23 protein-coding genes and 1 tRNA gene are annotated in these 22,493 nt (G+C 58.7%); 13 read left to right on the top strand and 11 right to left on the bottom strand.

Annotated features, from left to right (window positions below; translation table 11 throughout):
- Nucleotides 1-34: 34 nt before the first annotated feature.
- Nucleotides 35-1,846, top strand: coding sequence for an arginine--tRNA ligase (gene argS, locus AC2D8O_RS06905; protein ID WP_484678064.1), 1,812 nt, complete (start codon nucleotides 35-37; stop codon nucleotides 1,844-1,846).
- 62 nt (nucleotides 1,847-1,908) lie between these two features.
- Entirely contained in the window at nucleotides 1,909-2,829 is a 921-nt protein-coding gene (locus tag AC2D8O_RS06900) for a CorA family divalent cation transporter (RefSeq protein ID WP_484678063.1), read from the top strand.
- A gap of 21 nt (nucleotides 2,830-2,850) precedes the next feature.
- Here AC2D8O_RS06900 and AC2D8O_RS06895 read toward each other — a convergent pair whose 3' ends face one another.
- A complete protein-coding gene (locus AC2D8O_RS06895; RefSeq protein ID WP_484678062.1) occupies nucleotides 2,851-3,684 on the bottom strand; it encodes an ankyrin repeat domain-containing protein in 834 nt (277 codons plus the stop codon).
- A gap of 98 nt (nucleotides 3,685-3,782) precedes the next feature.
- Entirely contained in the window at nucleotides 3,783-4,781 is a 999-nt protein-coding gene (locus AC2D8O_RS06890) for a YheT family hydrolase (RefSeq protein WP_484678061.1), read from the bottom strand.
- Between the two features lie 52 nt (nucleotides 4,782-4,833).
- Here AC2D8O_RS06890 and AC2D8O_RS06885 point away from each other — a divergent pair, with 52 nt between their 5' ends.
- From AC2D8O_RS06885 to AC2D8O_RS06875, 3 genes are all read left to right on the top strand, one after another.
- Nucleotides 4,834-5,523: a DNA-3-methyladenine glycosylase gene (locus tag AC2D8O_RS06885; RefSeq protein WP_484678060.1), complete on the top strand. Its 690-nt coding sequence runs from the start codon at nucleotides 4,834-4,836 to the stop codon at nucleotides 5,521-5,523.
- Nucleotides 5,524-5,818: 295 nt separating this feature from the next.
- The gene (locus tag AC2D8O_RS06880; protein WP_484678059.1) at nucleotides 5,819-7,093 is read left to right on the top strand and encodes a DEAD/DEAH box helicase; all 1,275 of its coding nucleotides are present in this window, start codon (nucleotides 5,819-5,821) and stop codon (nucleotides 7,091-7,093) included.
- 87 nt (nucleotides 7,094-7,180) lie between these two features.
- The gene (locus AC2D8O_RS06875; protein WP_484678058.1) at nucleotides 7,181-7,678 is read left to right on the top strand and encodes a YdeI/OmpD-associated family protein; all 498 of its coding nucleotides are present in this window, start codon (nucleotides 7,181-7,183) and stop codon (nucleotides 7,676-7,678) included.
- Between the two features lie 56 nt (nucleotides 7,679-7,734).
- Here AC2D8O_RS06875 and bcp read toward each other — a convergent pair whose 3' ends face one another.
- From bcp to pyrE, 3 genes are all read right to left on the bottom strand, one after another.
- Complete coding sequence (gene bcp, locus AC2D8O_RS06870) at nucleotides 7,735-8,190, bottom strand: thioredoxin-dependent thiol peroxidase (RefSeq protein ID WP_484678057.1); 456 nt, start codon at nucleotides 8,188-8,190, stop codon at nucleotides 7,735-7,737.
- 119 nt (nucleotides 8,191-8,309) lie between these two features.
- Nucleotides 8,310-8,804: an NADH-quinone oxidoreductase subunit C gene (locus tag AC2D8O_RS06865; RefSeq protein WP_484678056.1), complete on the bottom strand. Its 495-nt coding sequence runs from the start codon at nucleotides 8,802-8,804 to the stop codon at nucleotides 8,310-8,312.
- Nucleotides 8,805-8,865: 61 nt separating this feature from the next.
- A complete protein-coding gene (gene pyrE, locus AC2D8O_RS06860) occupies nucleotides 8,866-9,513 on the bottom strand; it encodes an orotate phosphoribosyltransferase (RefSeq protein ID WP_484678055.1) in 648 nt (215 codons plus the stop codon).
- Between the two features lie 28 nt (nucleotides 9,514-9,541).
- Between pyrE and AC2D8O_RS06855 the strand changes: the two genes are divergently transcribed.
- Nucleotides 9,542-10,135, top strand: coding sequence for an NUDIX hydrolase (locus AC2D8O_RS06855; RefSeq protein WP_484678054.1), 594 nt, complete (start codon nucleotides 9,542-9,544; stop codon nucleotides 10,133-10,135).
- Here AC2D8O_RS06855 and coaD read toward each other — a convergent pair.
- The 3 genes from coaD to AC2D8O_RS06840 form a co-directional block, all read right to left on the bottom strand.
- The gene (coaD, locus tag AC2D8O_RS06850; RefSeq protein WP_484678053.1) at nucleotides 10,089-10,586 is read right to left on the bottom strand and encodes a pantetheine-phosphate adenylyltransferase; all 498 of its coding nucleotides are present in this window, start codon (nucleotides 10,584-10,586) and stop codon (nucleotides 10,089-10,091) included. The two genes, AC2D8O_RS06855 and coaD, sit on opposite strands and share 47 nt — an antisense overlap.
- An 86-nt stretch (nucleotides 10,587-10,672) precedes the next feature.
- The gene (locus AC2D8O_RS06845; protein ID WP_484678052.1) at nucleotides 10,673-11,746 is read right to left on the bottom strand and encodes a branched-chain amino acid aminotransferase; all 1,074 of its coding nucleotides are present in this window, start codon (nucleotides 11,744-11,746) and stop codon (nucleotides 10,673-10,675) included.
- Nucleotides 11,747-11,761: 15 nt separating this feature from the next.
- The gene (locus tag AC2D8O_RS06840; protein ID WP_484678051.1) at nucleotides 11,762-12,460 is read right to left on the bottom strand and encodes an FKBP-type peptidyl-prolyl cis-trans isomerase; all 699 of its coding nucleotides are present in this window, start codon (nucleotides 12,458-12,460) and stop codon (nucleotides 11,762-11,764) included.
- Nucleotides 12,461-12,711: 251 nt separating this feature from the next.
- On the opposite strand from AC2D8O_RS06840, the gene AC2D8O_RS06835 reads away from it, so the two are divergent.
- From AC2D8O_RS06835 to AC2D8O_RS06825, 3 genes are all read left to right on the top strand, one after another.
- Nucleotides 12,712-13,047 (top strand): hypothetical protein, encoded by a 336-nt coding sequence (locus tag AC2D8O_RS06835; RefSeq protein ID WP_484678050.1) that lies wholly within the window; start codon nucleotides 12,712-12,714, stop codon nucleotides 13,045-13,047.
- An 89-nt stretch (nucleotides 13,048-13,136) separates the two neighbouring features.
- Entirely contained in the window at nucleotides 13,137-16,481 is a 3,345-nt protein-coding gene (locus AC2D8O_RS06830; protein WP_484678049.1) for a hypothetical protein, read from the top strand.
- 105 nt (nucleotides 16,482-16,586) lie between these two features.
- The gene (locus AC2D8O_RS06825) at nucleotides 16,587-17,186 is read left to right on the top strand and encodes a GNAT family N-acetyltransferase (RefSeq protein ID WP_484678048.1); all 600 of its coding nucleotides are present in this window, start codon (nucleotides 16,587-16,589) and stop codon (nucleotides 17,184-17,186) included.
- On the opposite strand, the gene AC2D8O_RS06820 is transcribed toward AC2D8O_RS06825, so the two are convergent.
- Genes AC2D8O_RS06820 through AC2D8O_RS06810 form a run of 3 tightly spaced genes read right to left on the bottom strand, consistent with a single transcriptional unit; the run spans nucleotide 17,180 to nucleotide 19,216 of the window.
- Nucleotides 17,180-17,977, bottom strand: coding sequence for an ABC transporter permease (locus AC2D8O_RS06820; RefSeq protein ID WP_484678047.1), 798 nt, complete (start codon nucleotides 17,975-17,977; stop codon nucleotides 17,180-17,182). The two genes, AC2D8O_RS06825 and AC2D8O_RS06820, sit on opposite strands and share 7 nt — an antisense overlap.
- The gene (locus tag AC2D8O_RS06815; protein WP_484678046.1) at nucleotides 17,974-18,624 is read right to left on the bottom strand and encodes an ABC transporter ATP-binding protein; all 651 of its coding nucleotides are present in this window, start codon (nucleotides 18,622-18,624) and stop codon (nucleotides 17,974-17,976) included. Before AC2D8O_RS06815 ends, AC2D8O_RS06820 begins: the two co-directional genes overlap by 4 nt.
- A 49-nt stretch (nucleotides 18,625-18,673) precedes the next feature.
- Complete coding sequence (locus AC2D8O_RS06810; RefSeq protein ID WP_484678045.1) at nucleotides 18,674-19,216, bottom strand: M23 family metallopeptidase; 543 nt, start codon at nucleotides 19,214-19,216, stop codon at nucleotides 18,674-18,676.
- 88 nt (nucleotides 19,217-19,304) lie between these two features.
- Here AC2D8O_RS06810 and AC2D8O_RS06805 point away from each other — a divergent pair, with 88 nt between their 5' ends.
- From AC2D8O_RS06805 to AC2D8O_RS06790, 4 genes are all read left to right on the top strand, one after another.
- Entirely contained in the window at nucleotides 19,305-20,930 is a 1,626-nt protein-coding gene (locus AC2D8O_RS06805; RefSeq protein WP_484678044.1) for an acyl-CoA carboxylase subunit beta, read from the top strand.
- An 80-nt stretch (nucleotides 20,931-21,010) separates the two neighbouring features.
- Nucleotides 21,011-21,592 carry an SRPBCC family protein gene (locus AC2D8O_RS06800; protein ID WP_484678043.1) on the top strand — a complete coding sequence of 194 codons (582 nt, stop codon included), beginning with the start codon at nucleotides 21,011-21,013 and terminating at the stop codon, nucleotides 21,590-21,592.
- Between the two features lie 47 nt (nucleotides 21,593-21,639).
- A tRNA-Ile gene (locus AC2D8O_RS06795) sits at nucleotides 21,640-21,712 on the top strand.
- A gap of 445 nt (nucleotides 21,713-22,157) precedes the next feature.
- Nucleotides 22,158-22,484 carry a hypothetical protein gene (locus AC2D8O_RS06790; RefSeq protein WP_484678042.1) on the top strand — a complete coding sequence of 109 codons (327 nt, stop codon included), beginning with the start codon at nucleotides 22,158-22,160 and terminating at the stop codon, nucleotides 22,482-22,484.
- The last annotated feature ends 9 nt before the right edge of the window (nucleotides 22,485-22,493 follow it).

The following is a 22,493-nucleotide window of genomic DNA, read 5'->3' as shown; positions in this document are numbered from 1 at the left end:
CTACCCCGACTTTCCCGTTACGGCTCTTCGCCACATGGACACCCTGGACCTCCGGCAGCAGATACAGCACGCTGCCGCACAAGCGCTTGCCTCGCTCTACAGCCTCAGCATCGGCCCCGAAACACTTACTGTTCAGCGTACCAGTGCCGAGCATACCGGCGACTACACGCTGGTGCTCTTCCCGCTGATGAAGCACAAACTGGGCGCTCCTGAAGCCATTGGCAACGCACTCGGTGCCGAACTTCAGAAGCTGATGCCTGGTGTGGTGTCGGCCTACTCGGTGGTGAAAGGCTTTCTGAACCTGTCCATAGCCGATGCTTTCTGGGTGCAGCAGCTGAACCATCTGTCTGCTGGCGATGCCAGCTTTCTGCTGCCCGCCCTTAAAGGCGAGCGTGTGATGGTAGAGTTTTCCAGCCCAAACACCAACAAGCCTCTGCACCTTGGGCATCTGCGCAACAACTTCCTGGGCGATGCCGTGAGCAGCATGCTGGCACAGGCGGGAGCTACGGTTGTACGGGCCAACCTCGTGAACGACCGCGGCGTGCACATCTGCAAGAGCATGCTGGCCTGGCAACTGTCAGGAGGCAAGTCGCCTGCCGAAGAGGGCCTGAAAGGCGACCACCTCGTGGGCAAATACTACGTAGACTTTGACCAACGCCTGAAAGCCCAGGTAGCCGAGCTGACCGCCAAGGGCGTAGACGAAGAGCAGGCCAAGAAGCAGGCCCCCATCATGGCCGACGTACAGGAGATGCTGCGCAAGTGGGAAGCCAACGACCCAGAGGTGCGCGCCCTGTGGCAGAAGATGAACGGCTGGGTGTACGATGGCTTCGAAGAGACCTACCGCCGCATGGGCATTCGCTTCGACGTTCAGTATCATGAAAGCGAAACCTACCTGCTGGGCAAAGACATCATCGAAGAGGGCCTTACGAAAGGCGTTTTCTACCGCCGCCCCGATGGCTCGGTGTGGGCTGACCTCAAAGACGAAGGGCTGGACGAAAAGGTAGTGCTGCGTTCCGATGGCACCAGTGTGTACATCACGCAGGACCTCGGTACCGCCGACCTCAAGCTGCGCGACATGACCACCCGCGTAGGCGGCATGGAGCGTTCGGTCTACGTCATCGGCAACGAGCAGGACTACCACATGAAGGTCCTGATCTCGATTCTGCGTCGCCTGGGCCGCCCCTACGCTCCCGGCATGTACCACCTGAGCTATGGCATGGTGGAGCTGCCCAGTGGCAAGATGAAAAGCCGCGAAGGCACCGTAGTAGACGCCGACGATCTGATGGCCGAAGTGGTGCGCGCCGCCGAAGCCGAAACCACCGAACGTGGCCGCATCGAAGGCTTTACCGACGCCGAGCTGAAAGACCTGTACGAGATGCTGGGCATGGGCGCCCTCAAGTTTTTCCTGCTGAAGGTGGGGCCCGCCAAGAAGATGCTCTATGACCCGCAGGAGAGCGTGAGCCTGCAAGGTGACACCGGCCCCTTCGTGCAGTATACCCATGCACGCATCCACAGTCTGCTGGAACGGGCACGCCAACAGGGCTACAGCCCCAAGGCTGCCGCCGCTGCCGCCGAGCTGCATCCGGCCGAGCGCGCCGTCGTCAGCCGCCTGTACCTCTACAGCTCCACGCTGGTGGACGCCGCCAACCAGTACGACCCCAGCCTGCTGGCGGCCTATGTGCTGGATCTGGCCAAAGACTACAACCGCTTCTACTACGAGGTCCCCGTCCTGAAAGAGGAAAACCCCGATGTATTGCAGGTGCGTCTGGCGCTGTCGCAGGCCGTGGCCACGTGCATCCGCACGGTGATGGGTCTGCTGGGCATCCGCGTCCCCAGCCGCATGTAAACACTTGGCGCGGGGGGCACTGTAGCGTATCTTGCCGCGGCTGATTTCCCCGCTCCTCCGCCATGAAAACCGTCTTGCTGGAAAGTCCGTCCGGCAGCTACAAATGGATTGACGTTGTTCAGCCCAAGGCTGAAGAGCTGCAGTCGCTTGCCGCGGAATATGGACTACACCCTTCCAGCGTAGAAGACTGCCTGGAGCCCTGGCACCTGCCCAAGGTAGAGCGTTTTGGCCGCTCGCATTTCTTTATCCTACGCGCCTACGACGAGGCCGTGCTGCCCACTGCCACTGCCAGCGTGGTGCAGCAGATTACCCGCAAACTTGCGGTTTTTGTCACAGAACAGGCCTTCATCACCATCCACCGGGCCGAGATGCCCTTCTTCACCAAACTGACGGATCGTTACCGGAGTGGTGCAGAAGCCCTGCCTGCCCAGCCCGCCGAACTGTTTCTGCGTCTGCTGGAGGCCACTGCCGAAAGCTACAACGAGTCGCTCGACGCCTCGGAGAAACTCATGGATGGCTATGAGTTCAATGTCTTCAATGAAGACCGCATTGACCTCGACTTCCAGCAGTTCTACTTCTTCAAACGCCGCCTGACGCTCATCCGCAAGATGTTGCGCATGAAGCTGGACATACTGGCCAAGCTGGACGAACTCTGCTCGGCCGACCTGGGCACCGTGCGACAGGATGTCCGCGAAACCATCGACGCACTCTACTTCCAGTCGGAAGAACTGGTGAACGACTCGCAGAACCTCATGGGCATGTATCTCAACATTGCCTCGCACCGCAACAACGAGGTCGTGCGCGTACTCACCATTTTCTCGGTATTCTTTCTACCGCTCACGTTTGTGGCCGGAATCTATGGCATGAACTTCGACATCATGCCAGAACTACGTTCACCCTACGGCTATCCAATCACCATCGGCGTCATGGTGCTGATATCCGTTGGTATCTACGTGTGGTTCAAGCGCAACAAGTGGCTGTAAGCCAATAGGTAGCACGCTAAATCAGAACTTGGCGCCCTTGCTCTGCAAATAGCGCACTACTTCGGTGTGCTTGTTGGCATAGGCCAGATTCAACGCAGACTGGCCGTCTTCGTTTTGGGTGGTCAGTTGGGCACCCTTCTCTATCAGCAGTTCTACAATTGCCAGGTTGCCATGCTCGGCAGCTATATGCAGCGGCGTGGTTTGGCCGGGCATATCCCAGGCGCTCAGCGTTTTAGCCTCCAGATAGGCACCGCCACCCAACAGGGCTTCGGTTACTTGCAGGTTGCCACTCAGCACCGCACAGTGCAGGGGCGTTACTTCTTCCTTGTCGCGGGCATTGACATTGGCGCCAGCCGTCAACAGCAGGCGCACAAAGTCTGCCTGGTCATTGCCGGCGGCCATGTGCAGGGCCGAAGCGCCCTGGCGGTCTCGCACCGATACTCGGGCTCCCGCTTCCAGCAGCAGCTTGCCTATTTCCACTACCCCTTTCAGGGCAGCCTCGTGCAGGGGGGTATTACCGTAAAGGCTGTCAACGGTATTGGGGTCGGCCCCGGCGCGGAGCAGTTTGCGCACGGCAGTGATGTTACCATCCATAACAGCCATGTGCAGCATGGTGCGGCCAATGCCATTACGCAGGTGCATGTTCACATCCGGTGCGGCCAGAAACGCATCGAGGTCGGCGTCATTGTCGCTGTTGAGCACGTTGACAAAGGCAACCCAGGCGGGTTTCTCCTGGCTGAGGGGCGTAGCGCCCGGCTCCTGGAAAGCGGCTACTTCCTGTCCTTGCCCTTTCACCTGTACCACTGGCGCGGCCAGTACAGCGACGAAGAGGGCCATGAAGAGTAGTCGGTTCATGGCGTGTGGGGGTAGTAGAGAGAGGGTGACCGAAACAGGCAGAGATGCCTACTCCGTTATACAGGCAAGTTCGGAAAAAAGGCCCTCCCCTGAAAGGATTAGCCTTTCTTACTCACCGAATTGGCAGTTTCCAACAGAAACTCCAAAGCGCGCCTTTCCGCGTAACTGGCCCGTTGACCCCGTTCCATGAACCCAACGTGCCCTCCCTCGTTCGGGATTTCCAGATGAAAAAAGGGGTGAGTTGCCGCAAATGTGGTAGGGAAGCACCCTTCGGAAAGGAAGGGGTCGTTTGCCGCATTGATTACGAGTGCAGGCCGGTCTATGCCAGGTAGGTAAGGGCCCGAGGCCGCGCGTGCATAGTAGTCGTCGGCGCTGGCAAACCCGTGGATAGGCGCTGTGTAACGCGCATCGAAGTCGCGAAAGCGTTTGATCTGATCAAAGCCTGTGAGGTCTACCGCGCCGGGGAAACGCTCGGCCTTGTATTGCAGCTTTTTGTGCAGCTTTTTGATGAACCGCTGAAAGTAGATTTTACGCGACGGCAGCGCCAGTACTTCTTCCGAGCCGCGCAGGTCAATGGGCACCGACAGCCCTACCCCGCCTATCACCTCCTTCGGCAGGTTGGCGGCGTCTTCCCCCAGGTATTTCATGGTCAGGTTGCCGCCCAGGCTGATGCCCGTCAGGCCCACCTGCGTGTAGCCATGCTTCGCAATGCCATGACGCACCACCAGCCCCAGGTCGGGCGTATCGCCGTGGTGGTACAGGCGCAGCAGGCGGTTCATCTCGCCGCTGCAGCTGCGGCAGTTCCAGGCCAATACATCCCATCCTTCGTTCAGGAAGAGCCGTGCCATGCCAGTCACATAGTGGCGCTGAGTGTCGCCCTCCAGCCCGTGCGACACCACCAGCAGGCGGCGGCTGGGCTTGCCCGGCGTTGCCTGCACCCAGTCCAGGTCCAGAAAGTCGCCGTCGGGTGTGTCAATACGCTCGCGGGTAAACTGTATGCCTTTCACCCTGCGGAAAAGGCTGGGTAGAATGGTCTGTAAATGCCCGCCCATATGCAGCGGCACCGGGCGATAGGATTTGGGGGCTACCAGTGGCATGTTGCAAGAACGGAAATACCTCCGACCTTGGTGTCGCCAACAGCTGCTTTCTGTGGAAACGCCTACTGCCGAATCGCTCCGCCAGCCCCTGCCCGAGCCCTTTTTCCAGGGAGAGGATGTGGTGCAGATAGCCCAGGCCCTACTGGGCTGCTACCTTGTACACGATACTCCCGACGGGTTACTGGCTGGCCGCATCGTAGAGACCGAAGCCTATAACGGTCCACACGACCGTGCCTGTCATGCCTATGGCCACCGGCGCACAGCCCGCACCGAAACCATGTACCTGCCTGGTGGCGCTGCCTACATATATCTGTGTTACGGCATGTACGAGCTGTTCAATGTGGTGACACACCGGGCCGACGAACCCTGTGCCGTGCTCATCCGTGGGCTGGAGCCTGTGCTGGGCATAGAGCAGCAGCTGCACAACCGCAACCTGAGCCGCAAGCCGTCGGGTGCCCTGCCGCGCAACCTCAGTGGCGGCCCTGGCCTGCTGACCCGTGCCCTGGGCATCACACGCCAGCACAACGGCCACCTGCTGCACCAGTCGGGCGGCGTGTGGGTAGCGCCCGGTGCCGCGCCCGGCAGCATTGTCACCACCACGCGCATCGGCGTAGACTATGCTGGTGACGATGCGCTGCTGCCCTACCGCTTCTATATAGAGGGCAATCCGTTCGTGAGCCGTCTGGTACCCAAAACAGACACTCAAAAACTTTTTGCAGGAAAAATCACGAAATCCGCATAATCCAGAAATAAGCACCGTTATCAGTGCGGTTTAGGATCACCACCTCAAGGAGCCCGTCGCCCAGTGCGACCCCTCATTCTGGCTCTGGCATAGGCGGAGATAGCAACCGAACCTCTCCGTTACATTGCCAGCACGCTTTCCTGTTACAGCCACCTTCTCCGTTCGGCTGTCCCTTTCAAGCCTCTGTCTGTCACGTTTCCGTGCTCTCACTCTGTGTGCGCGCCCGGGCATGTCATTGAGTCGTTTGTGTGCTGGTTCTCGACCGCAAACACTTTTAGTCCTCCGATAAGGAAGCATGTCATTTTCTCAATTGAACCTCGCGGAGCCCATTCTCCGCAATCTTGACGCTGAAGGTTACACTCAGCCCACCCCGATTCAGGAACAGGCCATCCCCGTGGCACTCTCCGGGCAAGACCTCTTCGGTTGCGCCCAAACTGGCACTGGCAAAACCGCTGCCTTCTCTCTGCCGGTCATTCAGCGCCTCCTTCAGAACCGTATTTCAGGGAATGGCCCCCGTCCGGTCCGCGCGCTCATCCTGACCCCGACCCGCGAACTCGCCAGCCAGATTGGCGACAACCTCCGCAAGTACAGCCGCAACACTGGCCTGTATCACTCTGTCATTTTTGGCGGTGTGTCGCAGTATCCCCAGACCCAGGCCCTCAAGCGCGGTGTTGATATCCTCGTAGCTACTCCTGGCCGTCTGCTCGACCTCATGAACCAGCGCTGGGTCAACCTCAGCCAGGTAGAAGTGCTTGTGCTCGACGAAGCCGACCGTATGCTCGACATGGGCTTCATCCACGATATCAACCGTATCGTAGATGCCATGCCCGCCGAACGCCAAACGCTCTTTTTCTCGGCTACCATGCCCGTAGAAATCCAGCGCCTGGCCAACAACATCCTGCGCAACCCCGCGCATGTAGAAGTAACGCCCGTCGCATCTACCTCGGAGAACATCCGCCAGGAGCTGTACCACGTGTCGAAGAACAACAAGAAGGCCCTGCTGCTCCAGCTCCTCCAGGACGAGAGCGTAGGCAGTGCCCTGGTGTTCACCCGCACCAAGTATGGCGCCGACAACGTATGCCGCGACCTTGAGCGTGCCGGTATCAGTGCCCAGGCCATCCACGGCGACAAGTCGCAAGGTGCCCGCCAGGATGCCCTGAACAACTTCCGCCGCCGCCGCACCCAGGTACTCGTGGCTACCGACATTGCCGCCCGCGGCATCGATGTCTCCGAGCTGACCCACGTCTTCAACTACGACCTCCCCAACGAGGCCGAGTCGTACGTGCACCGCATTGGCCGTACTGGCCGTGCTGGCGCCAATGGTGTGGCCATCTCCTTCTGCGATACCGACGAGAAGAACTTCCTCCGCGACATCCAGAAGCTCATCGCGAACAAAATCCCCGTGGTTGCCGAGCATGACTTCATGCTCTCGCCCGAGGAACTGCGTGTGTTTGAAGACCGCGGCCCCCGCCAAGGCAACGGCCAGGGTGGTGGCAACCGCCGCAACGGCTTCTACGGTGGCAACCGCCGCAAGAGCTTTGGTGGCAGCAAGCGACGCTTCCGCGACTAACCGTACCTCTCAGTACTTTTACTGTGCAGCAGGCCCTCTCGGGGGCCTGTTTGCATTTTGCGTTGGCCGCTGCACTATCTTTTCGGCATGGAACCTGTCACCTTCCAGAGCCGGATCGACCGCTTTGAAATGGGCATGACCTTTCATTGCCTCGAGATACCGCCTGAGGTTATCGCACGATATGAGAAGCCCATTGGCATGCGTATGTTGGGCACGCTCAATGGTGCACCCTTCGAGCTGGCCATCCGTACGCTGAAGTCGGGAGGTTACTTTCTGTCGATGGGCAGGCTGCTATGCCAGGCGGCCAAAGTACGCGTTGGCGATGTCGTTACCGTCACCATGTGGCCCCACCCCAACCCCTCCGAGCTGGACATCCCAGAAGAGTTCGCCCTGGCACTGGAACAGGCCCCCGAAGCAGCCGAGAAATTCAACGCCCTGACGCTGGGGTTACGCCGTTCGCTCATGTACTATATCCGCAGTGCCAAACGCGAAGAAACCCGCATCAAACGCTCGTGGGAAATGATCGAGCGCATGCTGAACGACCAGCTATACGTGCAACGCAACGCCCGCCAGAAAAACGGCTGAACACAAACGCCCAGCCTATGGGCCGGGCGCTGTGCGTGTGTTCGTCGGAAGGGGGCTTACTTGCCCAGAATCTGTTCGGCGTGGGCTTCGGTCTTCACCTTGGTAATCACCTCGGCTACTTTGCCCTGCTCGTCAATGATATAGGTTACGCGGTTGGTACCCATGTACTTCTTGCCGTACATCGACTTCTCGCCCCACACACCGTAGGCTTCTACAATGGCATGGTCGGTGTCGGGCAGCAGCGGAAAGGGCAGACTGAATTTCTTGGCGAACTTCTGGTGGCTGGCCTCATCGTCTACGCTTACGCCCACCACTTTGTAGCCAGCTTTCAGCAGGGCGTCGTGGTTGTCGCGCAGGTTGCAGGCCTCCTTGGTGCAGCCGGGGGTATCGTCCTTGGGGTAGAAATACAGCACCACCTTGCTGCCTTTCAGGCTGGCCAGTGATACTTCATTGCCGTTCTGGTCTTTGCCGCTGAAAGCGGGCGCGGGCATACCGGGTTCAAGCAGAGGCATAGTCTTGTCGTCAAGGGTTATGTTCAGGCATATAACCACTGTGCTGCTGAAAAAGTTGGCAAAAAACAGAAACGCCCACCTGTAAAGGCGGGCGTTGTGTATCGTAACAGCTACAGCGATTATTTGTAGCCCTTGGGCGCGTCTTTCTCGGGCATCTGGATGGAGCCAGGAATGCCAATCAGCGGAAACTCCTTGCGGTGGGGGTAGAACTGGAAGTCCTCGGGCATGAAGATGCGGCGTGGGTCGGGGTGGCCACTGAACTCAATGCCCATCATATCGAAGGCTTCGCGCTCGTGCCAGTTGGCGCCGGGCCAGAGGTCGGTGCAGGTAGGCACTACGGGGTGGTCTTCTTCCACACGCACCTTTACGCGCACACGCACTTTGGCTTCCAGGTTGAAGAGGTTGTAGTTCACCTCGAAACGGCCTTCGTCGGTGTAGTGGTCCACGGTGGCGATGTCCACCATGTAGTCGAAGCCGTAGGTTTCCTTCAGGGCCTTCAGCAGCGAATGCAGTTTGTCAACTGACGTATGCAGCGACACTTCGCCCTGATACTGGGTGATGGTGAGGAGGCTGGACTGCAGCTCCTGGGTAGCTTTTTCCAACAGCGCGTTCATGCGTCGGCAGGGTTGTTTGGAGTGGTAAAGATAGCGACCGGCAGCCGTAAAACGAAACGCATCAGCTTTGGGTGCCCCAGTTGGCCGGGTCGCGCTGGAAACTCCGCACCAGTTCGATCTGCGCCTCGGTGAGTGCGCCCTGTTCGTGGGCCACACCCAACAGGTCTTCCAGCGTACACAGGGGCCTGAACGATACCCCCGCCTGCTCGAACGCCTGCACCGCCTGTGGGAAGCCATAGCTGAACACGCTGAGCATGCCGCAGACATCGTAGCCTACCTCGCGCAGGGCCTGTACGGCTTTCAGGCTGCTGCCGCCGGTACTTACCAGATCCTCAATTACCAGCACTTTCTTGCCCGGCCAGATGGCGCCTTCCACCTGGTTGCCCAGGCCGTGGCTCTTGGGAGCGGGGCGCACGTAAATGAACGGCAGCCCCAGGGTATCGGCCGCCAGCATGCCGTGCGGAATACCCCCAGTGGCCACGCCACATACTACCTCGGCCTGTGGATACAACGCTCGGGCAAACTCCACAAACCCTTTTCGAATCGTCTCGCGGACGTCGAGAAAAGAAAGCGTCATGCGGTTGTCGCAGTAAATGGGGCTTTTCCAGCCACTTGCCCAGGTGTAGGGCTGGTCGGGGCGCAGGCGCACCGCCTCTATCTTCAGTAAATGCCGGGCGATGTCCGCCGATATTTGCGTGCCGTGTGTCATCTTTGCAGTGCCGTAGGGCCGCAAAGAAATGAAAATCTTCCATCGCGACGCATGTTTGCAGCTCGAGGTGGGGTCCGCGTCCGGTAAACAGCCCATAGCCGCCGATGCGGCCAACTGGCTGCAATCCTACACCGACCGCAACCACCGCCAGCTCACCTTCCCCACGCCGGAAGCCCTCGCCGACTTCTTCGACGAGTTCCGCCACGTCTTCACCCACATCGAGGCCGCTGGTGGTATCGTCGAACACCCGGACGGAACTGTCCTCACCATCTTCCGCCTTGGCACCTGGGACCTGCCCAAGGGCAAGATAGACGACGGCGAGTCGGTAGACGCTGCCGCCATCCGCGAAGTGCAGGAGGAAGCCGGCCTGGGCGAACTGCTGCTGCTGGAGCCGCTCGACCCCACCTACCACATCTACAAGCTCAATTACCGCTGGGTCTTCAAAACCACCCACTGGTTTCGCATGAAGGCAGTGAAGCCGGGCACGCTGGTGCCACAGGAGTCTGAAGACATTACCGCGGTGGAATGGACGCCCAAAGCCCAGCTGCTGGATGCCGAGCGCCCCACCTATGCCGCTATCCGCGAACTGCTGACGGGGTATCTGCGTAGATTTCCGAAATGATGGAATCGGGCACCAGCCCCTGCAGGTTGCCATGAAACCGGATGACCTCGCGCACCAGCGAGCTGGAAATATGCTGGCTCTCGGGGCGACTGATCATGTAGATCGTATCGATGCCCGTATTGAGGTGCTTGTTCAGCAGGTCAATGTTCTTTTCGTACTCAAAGTCGGGCGACGAGCGCAGGCCCCGCAGCAGAAAGCGCGCACCAATCTGACGGGCGAAGTTCACTGTCAGGCCCGAGAACGTCTCTACTTTTACACGGGGCTCGGAAGCAAAGTGCAGGCGAATCCAGCCGACCCGCTGTTCGGGTGAGAACATGGTGCTCTTCTGTGAGTTGACACCCACCCCCACGTGTACTTCATCGAAAATCTCCAGTGCACGGTCTATCATCTCAATATGCCCCAGCGTGATGGGGTCAAACGAGCCGGGGAACAGTACAATGCGCTTTTGCATGGCGTAAGATAAGCGTTAGCCCACACTGTCAAAGGGGCAAAGAAAAAGGGGAGCGTGGCTCCCCTTTGTTCTCAGTTGCTTATGCCTCAGATGGCCGTCATCCAGCCGTGCACATCGGGTGCAATGCCGTACTTGATGTCGTCCAGCTTCTTGGCCAGCATGGTGCCTACCTTCCAGTTTTCTACCGCAGGCAGCATGATGTCGGTGTCCTTGTAGCGGATTTGGGCCAGCGGTGCCACGGTAGCGGCGGTGCCAGTACCAAAAGCCTCCTGCAGACGGCCCTTCTGGCTGGCTTCGATGATTTCGTCGATGCTGATAGGACGGATATCAATCGGGATGCCTGCCTCGCGGGCCAGCGTCAGAACGCTGTCGCGGGTAATGCCTTCAAGTACGGTAATGCCCGCGGTAGGAGTTACGATTTTGCCGTCAATTACAAAGAAGGCATTCATGGTGCTGAACTCCTCGATGTTCTTGCGGTTCTTGGCATCCAGCCATACCACTACGTCGAAGCCAGCTTCGCGGGCAATCTTGCCGGCCAGCATGGAGAGGCCGTAGTTGCCAGCGCACTTGGCAGCGCCTACACCGCCTTCAGCGGCACGGATGTGCTCGGTGCTGGCCAGGGCCTTCACAGCCTTGGTGTAATAGCGGTTGGCGGGGCTGGTCATTACCGTCATGCGGTAGGTAGCCGAGGGGCGTACGCCGATGAACTCGTCGCAGGCATACATCAGCGGGCGCAGGTACAGCGAGCTGCCTTCGCCACTGGGGACCCATGCTTCGTCTACACGGAGCAGTTCCAGAATGCCGCCTACAAAATGCTCACGGCCAATGCTGGGCATGCACATGCGGGCCGCCGAGCGGTTCATGCGCTCCCAGTGCGATTCGCCACGGAACAGGCGAACCTTGCCATCAACCCCACGATAGGCTTTCATACCTTCGAAAATGGCTTGGCCGTAGTGCAGTGCCGACATGGCATGACCGTGGTCCATGTGCCCATAAGGCATGATGCGGGGTTGTCGCCATGCACCATCACTGAATTCAACGGAGAATACGTGGTCAGCGAGGGTGCTGCCAAATACAACGTTGTTCAGGTCTACACTCGACAGCCGGGAATCGGCGGTGCGACGAATGTCGACGGGGGTGCTCAGGTCAGTAGCTACCATGTCAAAAAAGGGTTGTCATTCAATATTTAACACTTCCAGGTCAATCCAGATCTCTGAGTTGGCAGGGATCAGATCGCCGTACGGTTTATTGCCAAACGCCAGTTCGGACGGGAGCCGGAGCGTCGCCACACTGCCGCGCGGCATCTGCATCAGCCCTTCTTCCCAGCCTTTCAGCAACTGTCCCGCACCCATAACGGCAGCAACCGGAACCCCCGCCTGACGGGAGTCCTGAATCACCTTACCATTACGGAGGTACATTTTATAGTGGCACGTCACCTTCTGCCCAACAGCAGCCGGTGAACCTGTACCAGATTTGATCATTTTGATGGCCAGCCCCGAAGGCCGGAACGTGAAGCCCAGCGTGGGCTTGGCCTGATACCAGGCAGCGATGGCGGCCTGCACGAAGAGGGCGTCAGGTCCTTTCAGCTTGCTGTTGGCTTTCACCACAGGCATCACTGCCTCCAGCGAAGCAGAGGCAGGCAGTGGCAGCCAAATGGCCTTACTACCCTTACCAGAGTAGTAGGCGAACCGCAGCGAGTCAGACTGAAAAAACTGCGCACAGCGTGCATCGGCCACACTGGCCTTGAAGCAATATGACGGGGTTCCGGGCGCATCCGCCGGGGTAACACACCCCTCGCACTGCGCATAAACAGTGGCAGGGGCCACTTGAAGCAGCAATATCAATACTGCGATATGTAGGAATAACTGTCGCAAGCGCGGCAAAGTTGTAAGTTTTCTGTTACAATCTAACAACCGTTCGGTTCTTTCTTCAATCCACCAAAACAAACGCAGCCCCCCGCACTTTGTTGTATGTGACACCGTCCAGTCTGTGGTGTTTATGCATTATAATCCCTCCATCTTTGCAGAGCTTTAACCAAATGCCATTATCAAAGGCACTTTTTTGACAGTAATGCAATTTTTAGCCTGCCAGAATCCTTTTTCAGTACCGCAAAAAATCTCACCCCATGTCGTCAGATACTTCCTTTCAGACCCGGTGGCAACAGGTGCGGCAAATGTTGCGCAGGGCCCGTGGGGCCAACCGTCTCCGTAGCGGCGTGCGCGAAGAACCCCACCAGACGCGCTTTCTGCTGGAACTGGAAAACCGCGGTAGCCAGCGACACAGCCACTGGCTGGTGCTGAACATTGGCCCTGATGCCAGTTCCACCTGGGCGCAGTTGCCGGGTGGGCGCATCACCGAAACCGAGGCAGGCAGCCTGGCCGAACTGGCAGCCCGCGCCGTAGCCGCAGCCAGTCAGCGCCCCCACATCGAAACCCGCGAAGACCGCGCAACCTACAAGTAGTGCTTTCGGGGGAAACGTACTGGCCCACTGGTGTGTTAATAACCCAGAATGCCTACTGTGGCTTCAGGCCAAAATCGTATCATTGTTACATGCTGGCAATGTTCTGCCTCTTTTCTAAGCGCCTGGGCGCATTTGGGCTGACAGTACTGCTCGCGACTGCCGGTGTCGCCGCATACGCCCAAAACCAACAGTATCAGCCTTTTGGCAAAAACCCTGTTGCAGACCTGCGTCCTACTTCGCGCAACTGGTATTACCTCAACTCCGAGCACTTCGAAATTCACTTCTACGACAAAAACAGGCCTCTGGCCGATGTCGCTGCCCGCTACGCCGAGCAGGCCTACAACGAAATACGCCGTCAGCTGGAAATGCGCAATGAGGCCCGCTTCCAGCTGTATGTCTACGCCAGCCCCCTGCATTACAGCAAGGCTCAGATGAACCAGGAAGAAGTTCCCTTCGACCGCCAGCTGAGTCTGCGCCGCATTCCTGTAGCCTTCGATGGCAGCCAGCAGGCACTTTTCAGACAGATACGTGGCCGTGTGGCTGAGGGCATGGTGCGCGAGCTCTTCTTCGGTGGCTCTGACTTTTCCGCCTTCGAAAGCCAGCTGTTTCTCTATGTGCCCGAATGGTACATCGCCGGCCTCAGCAACTACATTGGCGAAGGCTGGACCGCCGATGACGAAGCCTTCCTGCGCAGCCTCGACAAAAACGCCGAAGCTTTTGCCGACGAAGTCATCTCGGAAAAAATCTCACCTGAACTTACCCGTCTGCGCAAATCCATTTTCTATTTCGTAGACCAGGTGTACGGCCGTAAAAAGCTCTTCGAAATCATCTACATGACGCGCCTGACGCGCAGTGTGGAAAGCGCCTTCATCACGCTGCTGGGAATGAATATGAATGCGCTGACAGCCCGCTGGATCGAGTGGACTACGGTAGCGTTTCCGCAGGAGCGGGTGGCCCTGGCCGAGGCCCAACGCACTGGCGCACAGTTGCCCAAAGGGTGGCGTCTGGTAAGCGCCGCCACCAGCCCCGACCGCAAGTATCAGGCAATGGTAGGCGAGCGCATTGGCCTCTATGAGGTGTTTCTGCACGAATACGCCACCAACAAACTGCGCAGCACGGGCATTCGATACGGTTTCGAGACTGACCTGGGCGCCAACCGTAACCTCGTGCTACCTCTCGCCTGGAGCCCCGACGGAATGCAACTGGCTACTGCCGGCCCGCTGGCAAGCAAGCCAAGGCTAATCGTTTATGATGTCACTACCCGAAAAGCACAAAACATTGACCTGCAAGACAAAGTAGACTGGATACGTCATATTTCCTGGGCCCCCAATGGTGCCAACATGGTGCTTTCGGCCACCAAAAACGGCGTAACAGATCTGTATGTGCAGCCCACCAAGTCCGAAGGTCTACTGCAGGTGACAGCCACGCCCTACGATGAGCTTTGGCCCGTCTGGAGCATGGACAGCCGCCGCCTTTATTTCACCTCCAATGGCGGTGATTCACTGGGTGTCAAGCGAGTAGCAATGAACTACAACACCTCGCTGCTGGCGAATGACATCTACACGCTCCCTTTCCCTCCTGGTGCCAACATGCCCCAGCGCATGACCTTCACCCCCTACGCCGACGAGTACGCCCTCACCAATCACAACGGCAGACTCGTCTTCCTGTCCGACCTCAGTGGTCTGCCCAATATCGCCGTCATCGACCTCGACAGCAACAACACCGAAGAGCGCGCCATCTCCAACTTCAACACTGGCCTTGGACCCGTCAGCATTCTGGGCCGTGGCGCCGCCGCCGAAGCCATTTCCACTACCTGGATTGGTGGTCGCCAGCAGGTAGTGACCCTTCCGCGCATCAACTACCTCCAAAACCTCAACGTTGCCAAGACGCCAGAGGCCAATCAGCGTTATTCGCGCTATGTCAAAGCCCTTATCGAGAAAGCCGAGCGCGAGGCGCAGCGCATGCAGGATTCCCTGCGGGCCGTAAACGACTCGCTGGCAGCCGACAGCCTTCAGAAAGCATCAGCCGATTCCATTGCCAAAGCCAGAGCGCAGGCCCAGTTTCAGCCTAAGCCCTCGCGCCGTTTCTATGTGTTCGACGAAGCCGAGGACTCGTCTGAGAAGCGCATCTCTGCCTCTGCACGCCTGCTCCGCCGCCTACGCAGCCGGAGCGCCGCCGCACAGCAATTCGATATCAACAACATTACTGTCAGCAAGCTGCGCAACCCCAAACCCGGCCTCAACCTACTGCAGATTACCAACGATAACACGCTCGATCCCATTTTCCGGCAGGGACTTCTGGGTATCAACACGGGAATCGAGGCGCGTATCGCCGACCTCAAGAACTACCACAACCTCACAGCCGGGGCGTCCATCTTCTTTGATTTCGCCAGTAACGATCTCTACTTTAACTACCGCTACTCCAAGTTCCGGCCCTATGCCGAGTTTGGCATGCGCCGCAGCACCCGCCTGCTGGGTAGTGGCCTGCTCGACGAATACCTGCCCAGTGAACTCCGTGGCCGCACCGTCCTCACGCTCTTCCGCAGCCGTTACATCACCAATACCACGCGGCTGGCACTCTTCTACCCCATCAACCGGTGGGCTCGCGTAGGCGTGGAGGGCGAGTACATCAGCCTCACACAGCGCGACCTCAACCCCCGCGACCCCCTTCCAGTGGGCGCACAGCGCGACCTCATGGCCCTGCGCCTCCGTGCCGACTGGGACAATGTCCGCTACCGCGACGACTTCCCCGTTCAGGGCTTCAAAGCAAACTTCACCTACGAAACCTACTACTCCCGTGACCGGGGCACCTGGGACTACTCCGCCGCCCTCGCCGATTTCCGTGGCTACCGCCGCGTATTTGGCGATGTAGTGTTGGCAGGCCGCTTTGCCGCTGGCGTAGGAATGGGCGGGGGCCGCACCCAGGAGTTTCTGGTGGGCGGCGTAGACAACTGGTTCAACACCACCTATGCCAACCCGCTGACGTTCATAAACAAACTCATCGGCGACCCCGAGGACCTCTACTTCTGGCGCATTCAGACACCCGTGCGTGGCTATGCCTACAACGCCCGTTATGGCCGAAACTACACCGTCACCAACCTCGAACTCCGCTTCCCGCTCAAGCGCCTGTTCAACAACGTACTGCCTTCCAAGGCACTTTACAATACCCGCTGGGTCTTCTTCTATGACCTCGGTATGGCCTGGAGCGAAGGGAACCCCCTTCGCGACCGCTCGGTGGTAGAAGAGCGCCTTATCACCGCCCCACCCTTCCTTATCACCGTCCAGACGCTCAAACCAGCCTACATCCAGAGCTTTGGCACCGGCATTCGCACCCGCATTCTGGGATTGCCTGCCCACGTAGACCTCGCTTTCCCGCTCGAAGAAGGTAAACTCCGGCCTATTGCCCTCAACATCTCGTTGTCCAAGGGCTTCTGATACTTTTGGCATACACAGATACACAACGGCCTCCCCAACCGGAGGCCGTTATTTTTTACACTTTTTGGCTTGGGCTTCCTGAATCCGGCGCGCAACTTGCCCGCCATGAACGCGCCCTTCTTCTTCGGCCCCGACGTACTGGAAAACGGCACTGCCCGACTTGAAGCCCTGCAACTCAGCCATGTGGAAGCCCTCTGGGCCATCGCCAGCACCGAGCCCGAGCTGTGGACCTACACCACCATGCCGATGTACTCCCGTGCCGACTTCGACCAGTACATCGCCGACGCCCTGAAGGAACGCGCCGCGGGCACTGCCTGGCCCTTTGCCATCATCGACGTAAAGACCGGGAAGGTGGCAGGCAGCACGCGCTACGGCGACATACACCAGCTGCACCGCCGCGTACACATCGGCTGGACGTGGATCAGCCGCCAGTTTCAGGGCTCGGGCCTCAACCCGGCCATGAAGCACCTGATGATCAACTACGCCCTGCGCACACTGCCCGGCCTGCGGGTAGAGCTCCGCGCCGACAGCCGCAACCTGCGCTCACGCGCCGCCATGGAGAAACTGGGCGCCCACTTCGAGGGCACCAGCCGCCGCCACATGGTGCTGCCCACCGGCCACATCCGCGACACCGTCAACTACAGCTACGTCGGCGACGAGTGGCCCGCCATCGAGGCGAAGTTCTTCCCGCAGTTCTGTCAGTAAACCTGCTGTTTCATTCGGCGACCTGCCAGCCACACCAGCAGCACCGCCAGCACCAGGCCCAGCACGAACATCAGGGGCAACAGGCTTTCGAAATCTCTGGGGCTTCGGTTCAGCAGATGATTGACCTGCGTGCTGACCACCAGAAACATGTAACGATAGGGAAACAGCAGGTTGACTATACCTTCGCTGTCAGCCACCAGGCTGAGCAATCCCAGGCCTACGCCTGTAACAATGGCAAAAGCAAAATTGCGGAAGTAGGACGACAGGTACAGGTGCAGCGCCACCACAAACGGCAGATACCCAATCACCCCGAGAAGTACCAGCAGAATTGTCCCTACCGGATTTTCCTCTTTGGCAATCAAATGCGCTGGAAAAAGCACTGACTGAAGGCTGTAGCACACCCACAGCAGCAGCAGGCAAATTCCCGTAGCCACCACGGCATTGGCCCACAGCAACAGAAACTTGGCCCACGCCAACTGGCTGTGCGGGCGGTTGCGCGAGAGTAGCAGGGGCCAGCTGTTGGCATCCTGCTCCAGCTGAAGCACCGCAGCTGCCTCTACCGACACCAGCACCGGCAGCACAAAGGCCATCCACAGCAGCGCCCAGTTTTGCAACACCTTCACCCATTCAGGCTTGGGCTCCATGAAGTTGGCAGAATCCATGAAGATGTCGGCAACTACGAATGCCACCGCAAACAGCGCCGCCGTCAGCAGGGTCATACGCATCAGCCGCGAGCCTCTGAATTTCAGCCACTCGCTCGCTACGGCAGTTTTCAGCAGATAGGTACTCATACGGCTACTCCTTTCGGCTCCAGCGCGATGGCACTTACAACACGGCCTTCCACCAGCTCCATCCGGCTGGCCAGGTTCAGTCCGGTTGTCTCCGCCTGGTGCGAGGCCACAATCAGATAGGCCTGCTCACGGATTGTATAGGCGTTCAGAAACGCAATGAGCTTGCCCACCGATTTGGCGTCCAACGCATTGAAGGGCTCGTCCAGCAGCAGCAGGCGCGGGTTGCCCATGAAACAGGTGGCCAGTCCCAGTTTCTGCCGCATGCCCAACGACAGCAGGCGTGCGGGCTTGGGATTCTGCACATCCAGTTCCAGGAGGTCCAGCAGCGCCAGTGCCGGTTCCATATCCCGTTCCAGATGCTGGGCAAATACCCGCAGATTGTCCAGCAGCGTCAGGTGAGGATACACCGCTGGCCGCTCGATCAGCACACCGATGTCCACCCCGGCAGTTTCCAGCGCGTGGCCGTCAAGCGCCATCGTACCTGAGGTCGGCGCATACAGGCCCGACAGACACTTCAGCAGCACCGTCTTGCCCGACCCATTCACGCCTGCCACCTGTAGCATCTGCCCCGGTGGCAACGAGAACGAAACACCTGCCAGCAACTCGCGCCCACCCAGTAGCAGTCCCAAATCCGTTACTTGAAGCATACCACATTTTAACACTTATCCTGCAAAGTCAAGCAGAATTGGCAAGTTGTTAAAGCGAGAAATACCTCTCCGGGTTCAGGTAAAACATGCGCTGCCAACCCTGGGGCAGGTCGCTGCGCCACTCCCACGGATAGGGAATCAGTGTCATGTAGCTGTAGTGCAGGTGCGCGGGCTTGCCCTTGGCATTTCCCGTAGTGCCTACACGGCCTATCTGTTCGCCACGGCTGGCCCATGCAAACAGGTGGGTATCAAAGTCCTGTAGGTGGGCATAGTACTGCAGCCGCCATTTGGCGCCCAGTATCACCACCACATTGCCGCCTCGGCTCAGGGTACCTTTGTACACCACCATCCCGCTGCTCATGGCCTGCACAGGTGTGCCTTCCTTGGCAAATATGTCCAGCCCCTTGTGCGTCACAGAAGGCCCCCAGGGGTAGTACCAGAATGTCTGTGGGTGCCAGCTGCCACGGGTGGCACCTCTCACGGGCACTACACCTCTGTGTGGCCACAGCAGCCCAATCGCCCCCATCAACAGCAGTATCGCCCCTGCCAGCCGCCGTTTGCGGGCCCGCAGCCATGTCCATGCCTTGCGCATGCCGCAAGCTACACCCTTTCCGCACCGCCCGGAAACCGCCGATGGCCCTTTCCTGTTATGTTTGCTGCGCTGAAAACGCATCCTGCTCATGTCTAACTCTACCGTCGCTGCCAACGGCCTCAACGCCCTCATTTCCGAACTCGAAGAGCGCCTGAAACAGGTGGCGCTGGGCGGTGGCGCCAAAGCCATTGCCAAGCACAAGGAAAAAGGAAAATGGACCGCCCGCGAGCGCATCGCCTACCTGCTCGACAACCCCGACGACTTCGTGGAAGTGGGCGCACTGGCCGCCTGGGGCATGTACGAGGAAGAGGGTGGCTGCCCTTCGGCGGGCGTGGTCTGTGGCATTGGCAGGGTGTCAGGCCGTCTATGCATGATTGTCGCCAACGACGCTACCGTAAAGGCTGGGGCCTGGTTCCCCCTCACCGGCAAGAAGAACCTCCGGGCACAGGAAATCGCAATGGAAAACCACCTGCCAACCATTTATCTGGTAGACAGCGCCGGGGTGTACCTACCCATGCAGGCCGACATCTTCCCCGATAAAGAGCACTTCGGCCGTATTTTCCGCAACAACGCCCAGATGTCCAGCATGGGCATTCCGCAGATTGCCGCCATCATGGGCCCTTGCGTGGCAGGTGGGGCCTATTTGCCCATCATGTCCGACGAGGCCCTGATCGTGGAAGGCACGGGCAGCGTGTTTCTGGCAGGCCCTTATCTGGTAAAGAGTGCCATCGGTGAAGACGTGGGCATCGAGGCACTGGGCGGTGCCGAAATGCACAGCCAGGTGTCCGGCGTCACCGACTACCAGATGAAGAACGACCAGGAGTGCCTCGACAAAATCAAGTCGCTGGTATCCAAGTTCGGCCACAAGCCTACCGCTGGCTTCGACCGCGCCACGCCTGTCGCACCCGAGTACGCCCTCGACAAACTCTTTGAAATTCTTCCTGCCGACCGCGCCAAGCCCTACTCCACCCACGAACTGCTGAAGTGCCTCATCGACGCCAGCAGCTGGGACGAGTACAAGGAAGGCTATGGCAAGAGCATCGTCTGCGGCTATGCCCGCATCGACGGCTGGGCCGTGGGCATCGTCGCCAACCAGCGTTCGGTGGTCAAGAGCAAGAAAGGCGAAATGCAGTTCGGCGGCGTCATCTATTCCGACAGCGCCGACAAAGCCACCCGCTTCATCCTCAACTGCAACCAGAAGCGCATCCCGCTCGTCTTCCTGCAGGACGTCACTGGCTTCATGGTCGGCTCACGGTCAGAGCAGGGGGGCATCATCAAGGACGGAGCCAAGATGGTGAATGCCGTTGCCAACAGCGTAGTGCCTAAGTTCACTGTGGTGATGGGCAACAGCTACGGTGCTGGCAACTATGCCATGTGCGGCAAAGCCTACGACCCGCGCCTTATCTACGCCTGGCCTACCGCACAGATTGCCGTGATGGGTGGTATGCAGGCAGCCAAAACCCTGCTGCAGATTCAGGTGGCCGCGCTGGAAAAGAAGGGCGAGAAGATTGACCCCGCCAAGGAAAAGCAGTTGCTCGACGAAATCTCGGCCCGCTACGAAAGCCAGACTTCGCCCTACTATGCCGCTGCACGCCTCTGGGTCGACGGCATCATCCACCCCGGCGAAACCCGCCGCATGATCTCCACCGGTATCGAGGCCGCAAACCTCAATCCTGAGTTTCGGCCCTTCAACCCCGGTGTCATCCAGACCTAGTAGAGCTAAAGCTTTTGTCCTGAACAGGAAGGTGTTACTTTCGGGTGGATACAACACATTCACCCTGATGTAACACCGCTATGAAAGTCCTGAAGAAAATTCTCCTGGGTCTGGTAGCACTGGTAGTGCTGTTGCTGGTAGTGGCAATTTTCATGCCTGCCACCTATCACACCGAGCGCTCCATCGTCGTCGACCGCCCCGCCGCACAGGTCCACGCCGTCATGGCCGATCTGGCGCAGTTCAAGAAGTGGAGCCCCTGGCAGCACCTCGATCCCAATATGGCCGAGAAGATCTCAAACCCCGCCAACACAGTAGGTGCCAACCTCTACTGGACGGGCAATGACAAAGCAGGCGAAGGCTCAATGTCCATCATCAGCATTGCCCCCGACCGCATCGAGATGGACCTGCACTTCATCCGCCCGATGGAGGACAAGGCCAAACTCACCTACACCCTCGTATCTGAAGGCAACGGCACGCGCGTTACCTGGGGCATGGACGGCGAGTGCGCCTACCCGATGGGCCGCCTTATGGGTCCCTTCCTCGACGGCATGATTGGCCCCGACTTCGAAGCCGGCCTCAAGAACCTGAAGGGACTCGTAGAAGGCCAGCCCACTCTGCCGGTAGAAACCAGTCAGTCTGCAGATTCCACTGGCAGCAAATAGTACATTTTGCTACCTTTGCGCCACTTTCGCAGTTCGCCCTGCGAAAAGGGCCTGTAGCTCAGTGGTTAGAGCAGCGGACTCATAATCCGTTGGTCGTGGGTTCAAATCCCCCCGGGCCCACTTTTAAACAGCAAAACCCCCTTAATGGCAACGTTGAGGGGTTTTTTGTAAACAGAAAAGTCCCAAGAATCGCCTCTGAAGCTCCCATTTTGTAGAACATTTGCAGAAAGGCAGGTCTAAAAGTCAGGGGCTGCACATGTCAAAAAAGCGTTTTTGACCTACTTGGCTGCGATTTCATGTTCGGCATTGCGGTATCGTTCCCAGTAAAGCAACGACTTATTCTGAAACCGTAATCGATTCGGTGGCACGGAGAATACAGGTAAGTGCCGCTTCTGCTGAGAAGAAGAGGTAGCCATTTCTTGCCATCAAACTGCCTTCAAACAGCTTTTTTAAGCATTCACCACCCCAAATCCGTCATTCGTCGTTTCACTTTTTCTTAAATTAAGATGTCTGGTTCCAACAGCAGCTCTCTATCGTACTTAGCATTGGAACCTAACAAACTGCAATGACAAGCAAAATCGCTGACGCCGGTGCCTATGCGGCCCGCATAACCATGGCCACCGGGCTGGCCCTATTCCCCATCGCCTGGTGGGCACTCAAACCTGCGCTCGGCCTCAAACCAGCCGTCGCCATTGTGCTCGCCCTGCTGGGCCTGTTGGCTGTCGCTTTTTTCTGCTACCGTCTCAGCCGCCACCTGGCCCGCGGTAACACCGCCCATAAATGCTGCTACCGCTGTGGCCGCCGCTACCTTGCCCCTTACGACGCGGCCAAGTATTCCGACTTCTGCTCGGATACCTGCCTGCAGCAGTGGTATCGAAACGGCGCGCAGTAATACGCCCCA

Source organism: Pontibacter sp. T17 (assembly GCF_057219875.1).
Note: the sequence above shows the minus strand (reverse complement) of the source record. Positions and strands in the feature narration are given on the sequence as shown.

Excerpts from the sequence above, each read along its gene's own strand:
- argS (WP_484678064.1), top strand. The coding sequence starts at position 35 with ATGGACACCCTGGACCTCCGGCAGCAGATACAGCACGCTGCCGCACAA.
- AC2D8O_RS06900 (WP_484678063.1), top strand. The coding sequence starts at position 1,909 with ATGAAAACCGTCTTGCTGGAAAGTCCGTCCGGCAGCTACAAATGGATT.
- AC2D8O_RS06895 (WP_484678062.1), bottom strand. The coding sequence starts at position 3,684 with ATGAACCGACTACTCTTCATGGCCCTCTTCGTCGCTGTACTGGCCGCG.
- AC2D8O_RS06890 (WP_484678061.1), bottom strand. The coding sequence starts at position 4,781 with ATGCCACTGGTAGCCCCCAAATCCTATCGCCCGGTGCCGCTGCATATG.
- AC2D8O_RS06880 (WP_484678059.1), top strand. The coding sequence starts at position 5,819 with ATGTCATTTTCTCAATTGAACCTCGCGGAGCCCATTCTCCGCAATCTT.
- AC2D8O_RS06875 (WP_484678058.1), top strand. The coding sequence starts at position 7,181 with ATGGAACCTGTCACCTTCCAGAGCCGGATCGACCGCTTTGAAATGGGC.
- bcp (WP_484678057.1), bottom strand. The coding sequence starts at position 8,190 with ATGCCTCTGCTTGAACCCGGTATGCCCGCGCCCGCTTTCAGCGGCAAA.
- AC2D8O_RS06865 (WP_484678056.1), bottom strand. The coding sequence starts at position 8,804 with ATGAACGCGCTGTTGGAAAAAGCTACCCAGGAGCTGCAGTCCAGCCTC.
- pyrE (WP_484678055.1), bottom strand. The coding sequence starts at position 9,513 with ATGACACACGGCACGCAAATATCGGCGGACATCGCCCGGCATTTACTG.
- AC2D8O_RS06855 (WP_484678054.1), top strand. The coding sequence starts at position 9,542 with ATGAAAATCTTCCATCGCGACGCATGTTTGCAGCTCGAGGTGGGGTCC.
- coaD (WP_484678053.1), bottom strand. The coding sequence starts at position 10,586 with ATGCAAAAGCGCATTGTACTGTTCCCCGGCTCGTTTGACCCCATCACG.
- AC2D8O_RS06845 (WP_484678052.1), bottom strand. The coding sequence starts at position 11,746 with ATGGTAGCTACTGACCTGAGCACCCCCGTCGACATTCGTCGCACCGCC.
- AC2D8O_RS06835 (WP_484678050.1), top strand. The coding sequence starts at position 12,712 with ATGTCGTCAGATACTTCCTTTCAGACCCGGTGGCAACAGGTGCGGCAA.
- AC2D8O_RS06830 (WP_484678049.1), top strand. The coding sequence starts at position 13,137 with ATGCTGGCAATGTTCTGCCTCTTTTCTAAGCGCCTGGGCGCATTTGGG.
- AC2D8O_RS06825 (WP_484678048.1), top strand. The coding sequence starts at position 16,587 with ATGAACGCGCCCTTCTTCTTCGGCCCCGACGTACTGGAAAACGGCACT.
- AC2D8O_RS06820 (WP_484678047.1), bottom strand. The coding sequence starts at position 17,977 with ATGAGTACCTATCTGCTGAAAACTGCCGTAGCGAGCGAGTGGCTGAAA.
- AC2D8O_RS06815 (WP_484678046.1), bottom strand. The coding sequence starts at position 18,624 with ATGCTTCAAGTAACGGATTTGGGACTGCTACTGGGTGGGCGCGAGTTG.
- AC2D8O_RS06810 (WP_484678045.1), bottom strand. The coding sequence starts at position 19,216 with ATGCGCAAGGCATGGACATGGCTGCGGGCCCGCAAACGGCGGCTGGCA.
- AC2D8O_RS06805 (WP_484678044.1), top strand. The coding sequence starts at position 19,305 with ATGTCTAACTCTACCGTCGCTGCCAACGGCCTCAACGCCCTCATTTCC.
- AC2D8O_RS06800 (WP_484678043.1), top strand. The coding sequence starts at position 21,011 with ATGAAAGTCCTGAAGAAAATTCTCCTGGGTCTGGTAGCACTGGTAGTG.
- AC2D8O_RS06790 (WP_484678042.1), top strand. The coding sequence starts at position 22,158 with ATGACAAGCAAAATCGCTGACGCCGGTGCCTATGCGGCCCGCATAACC.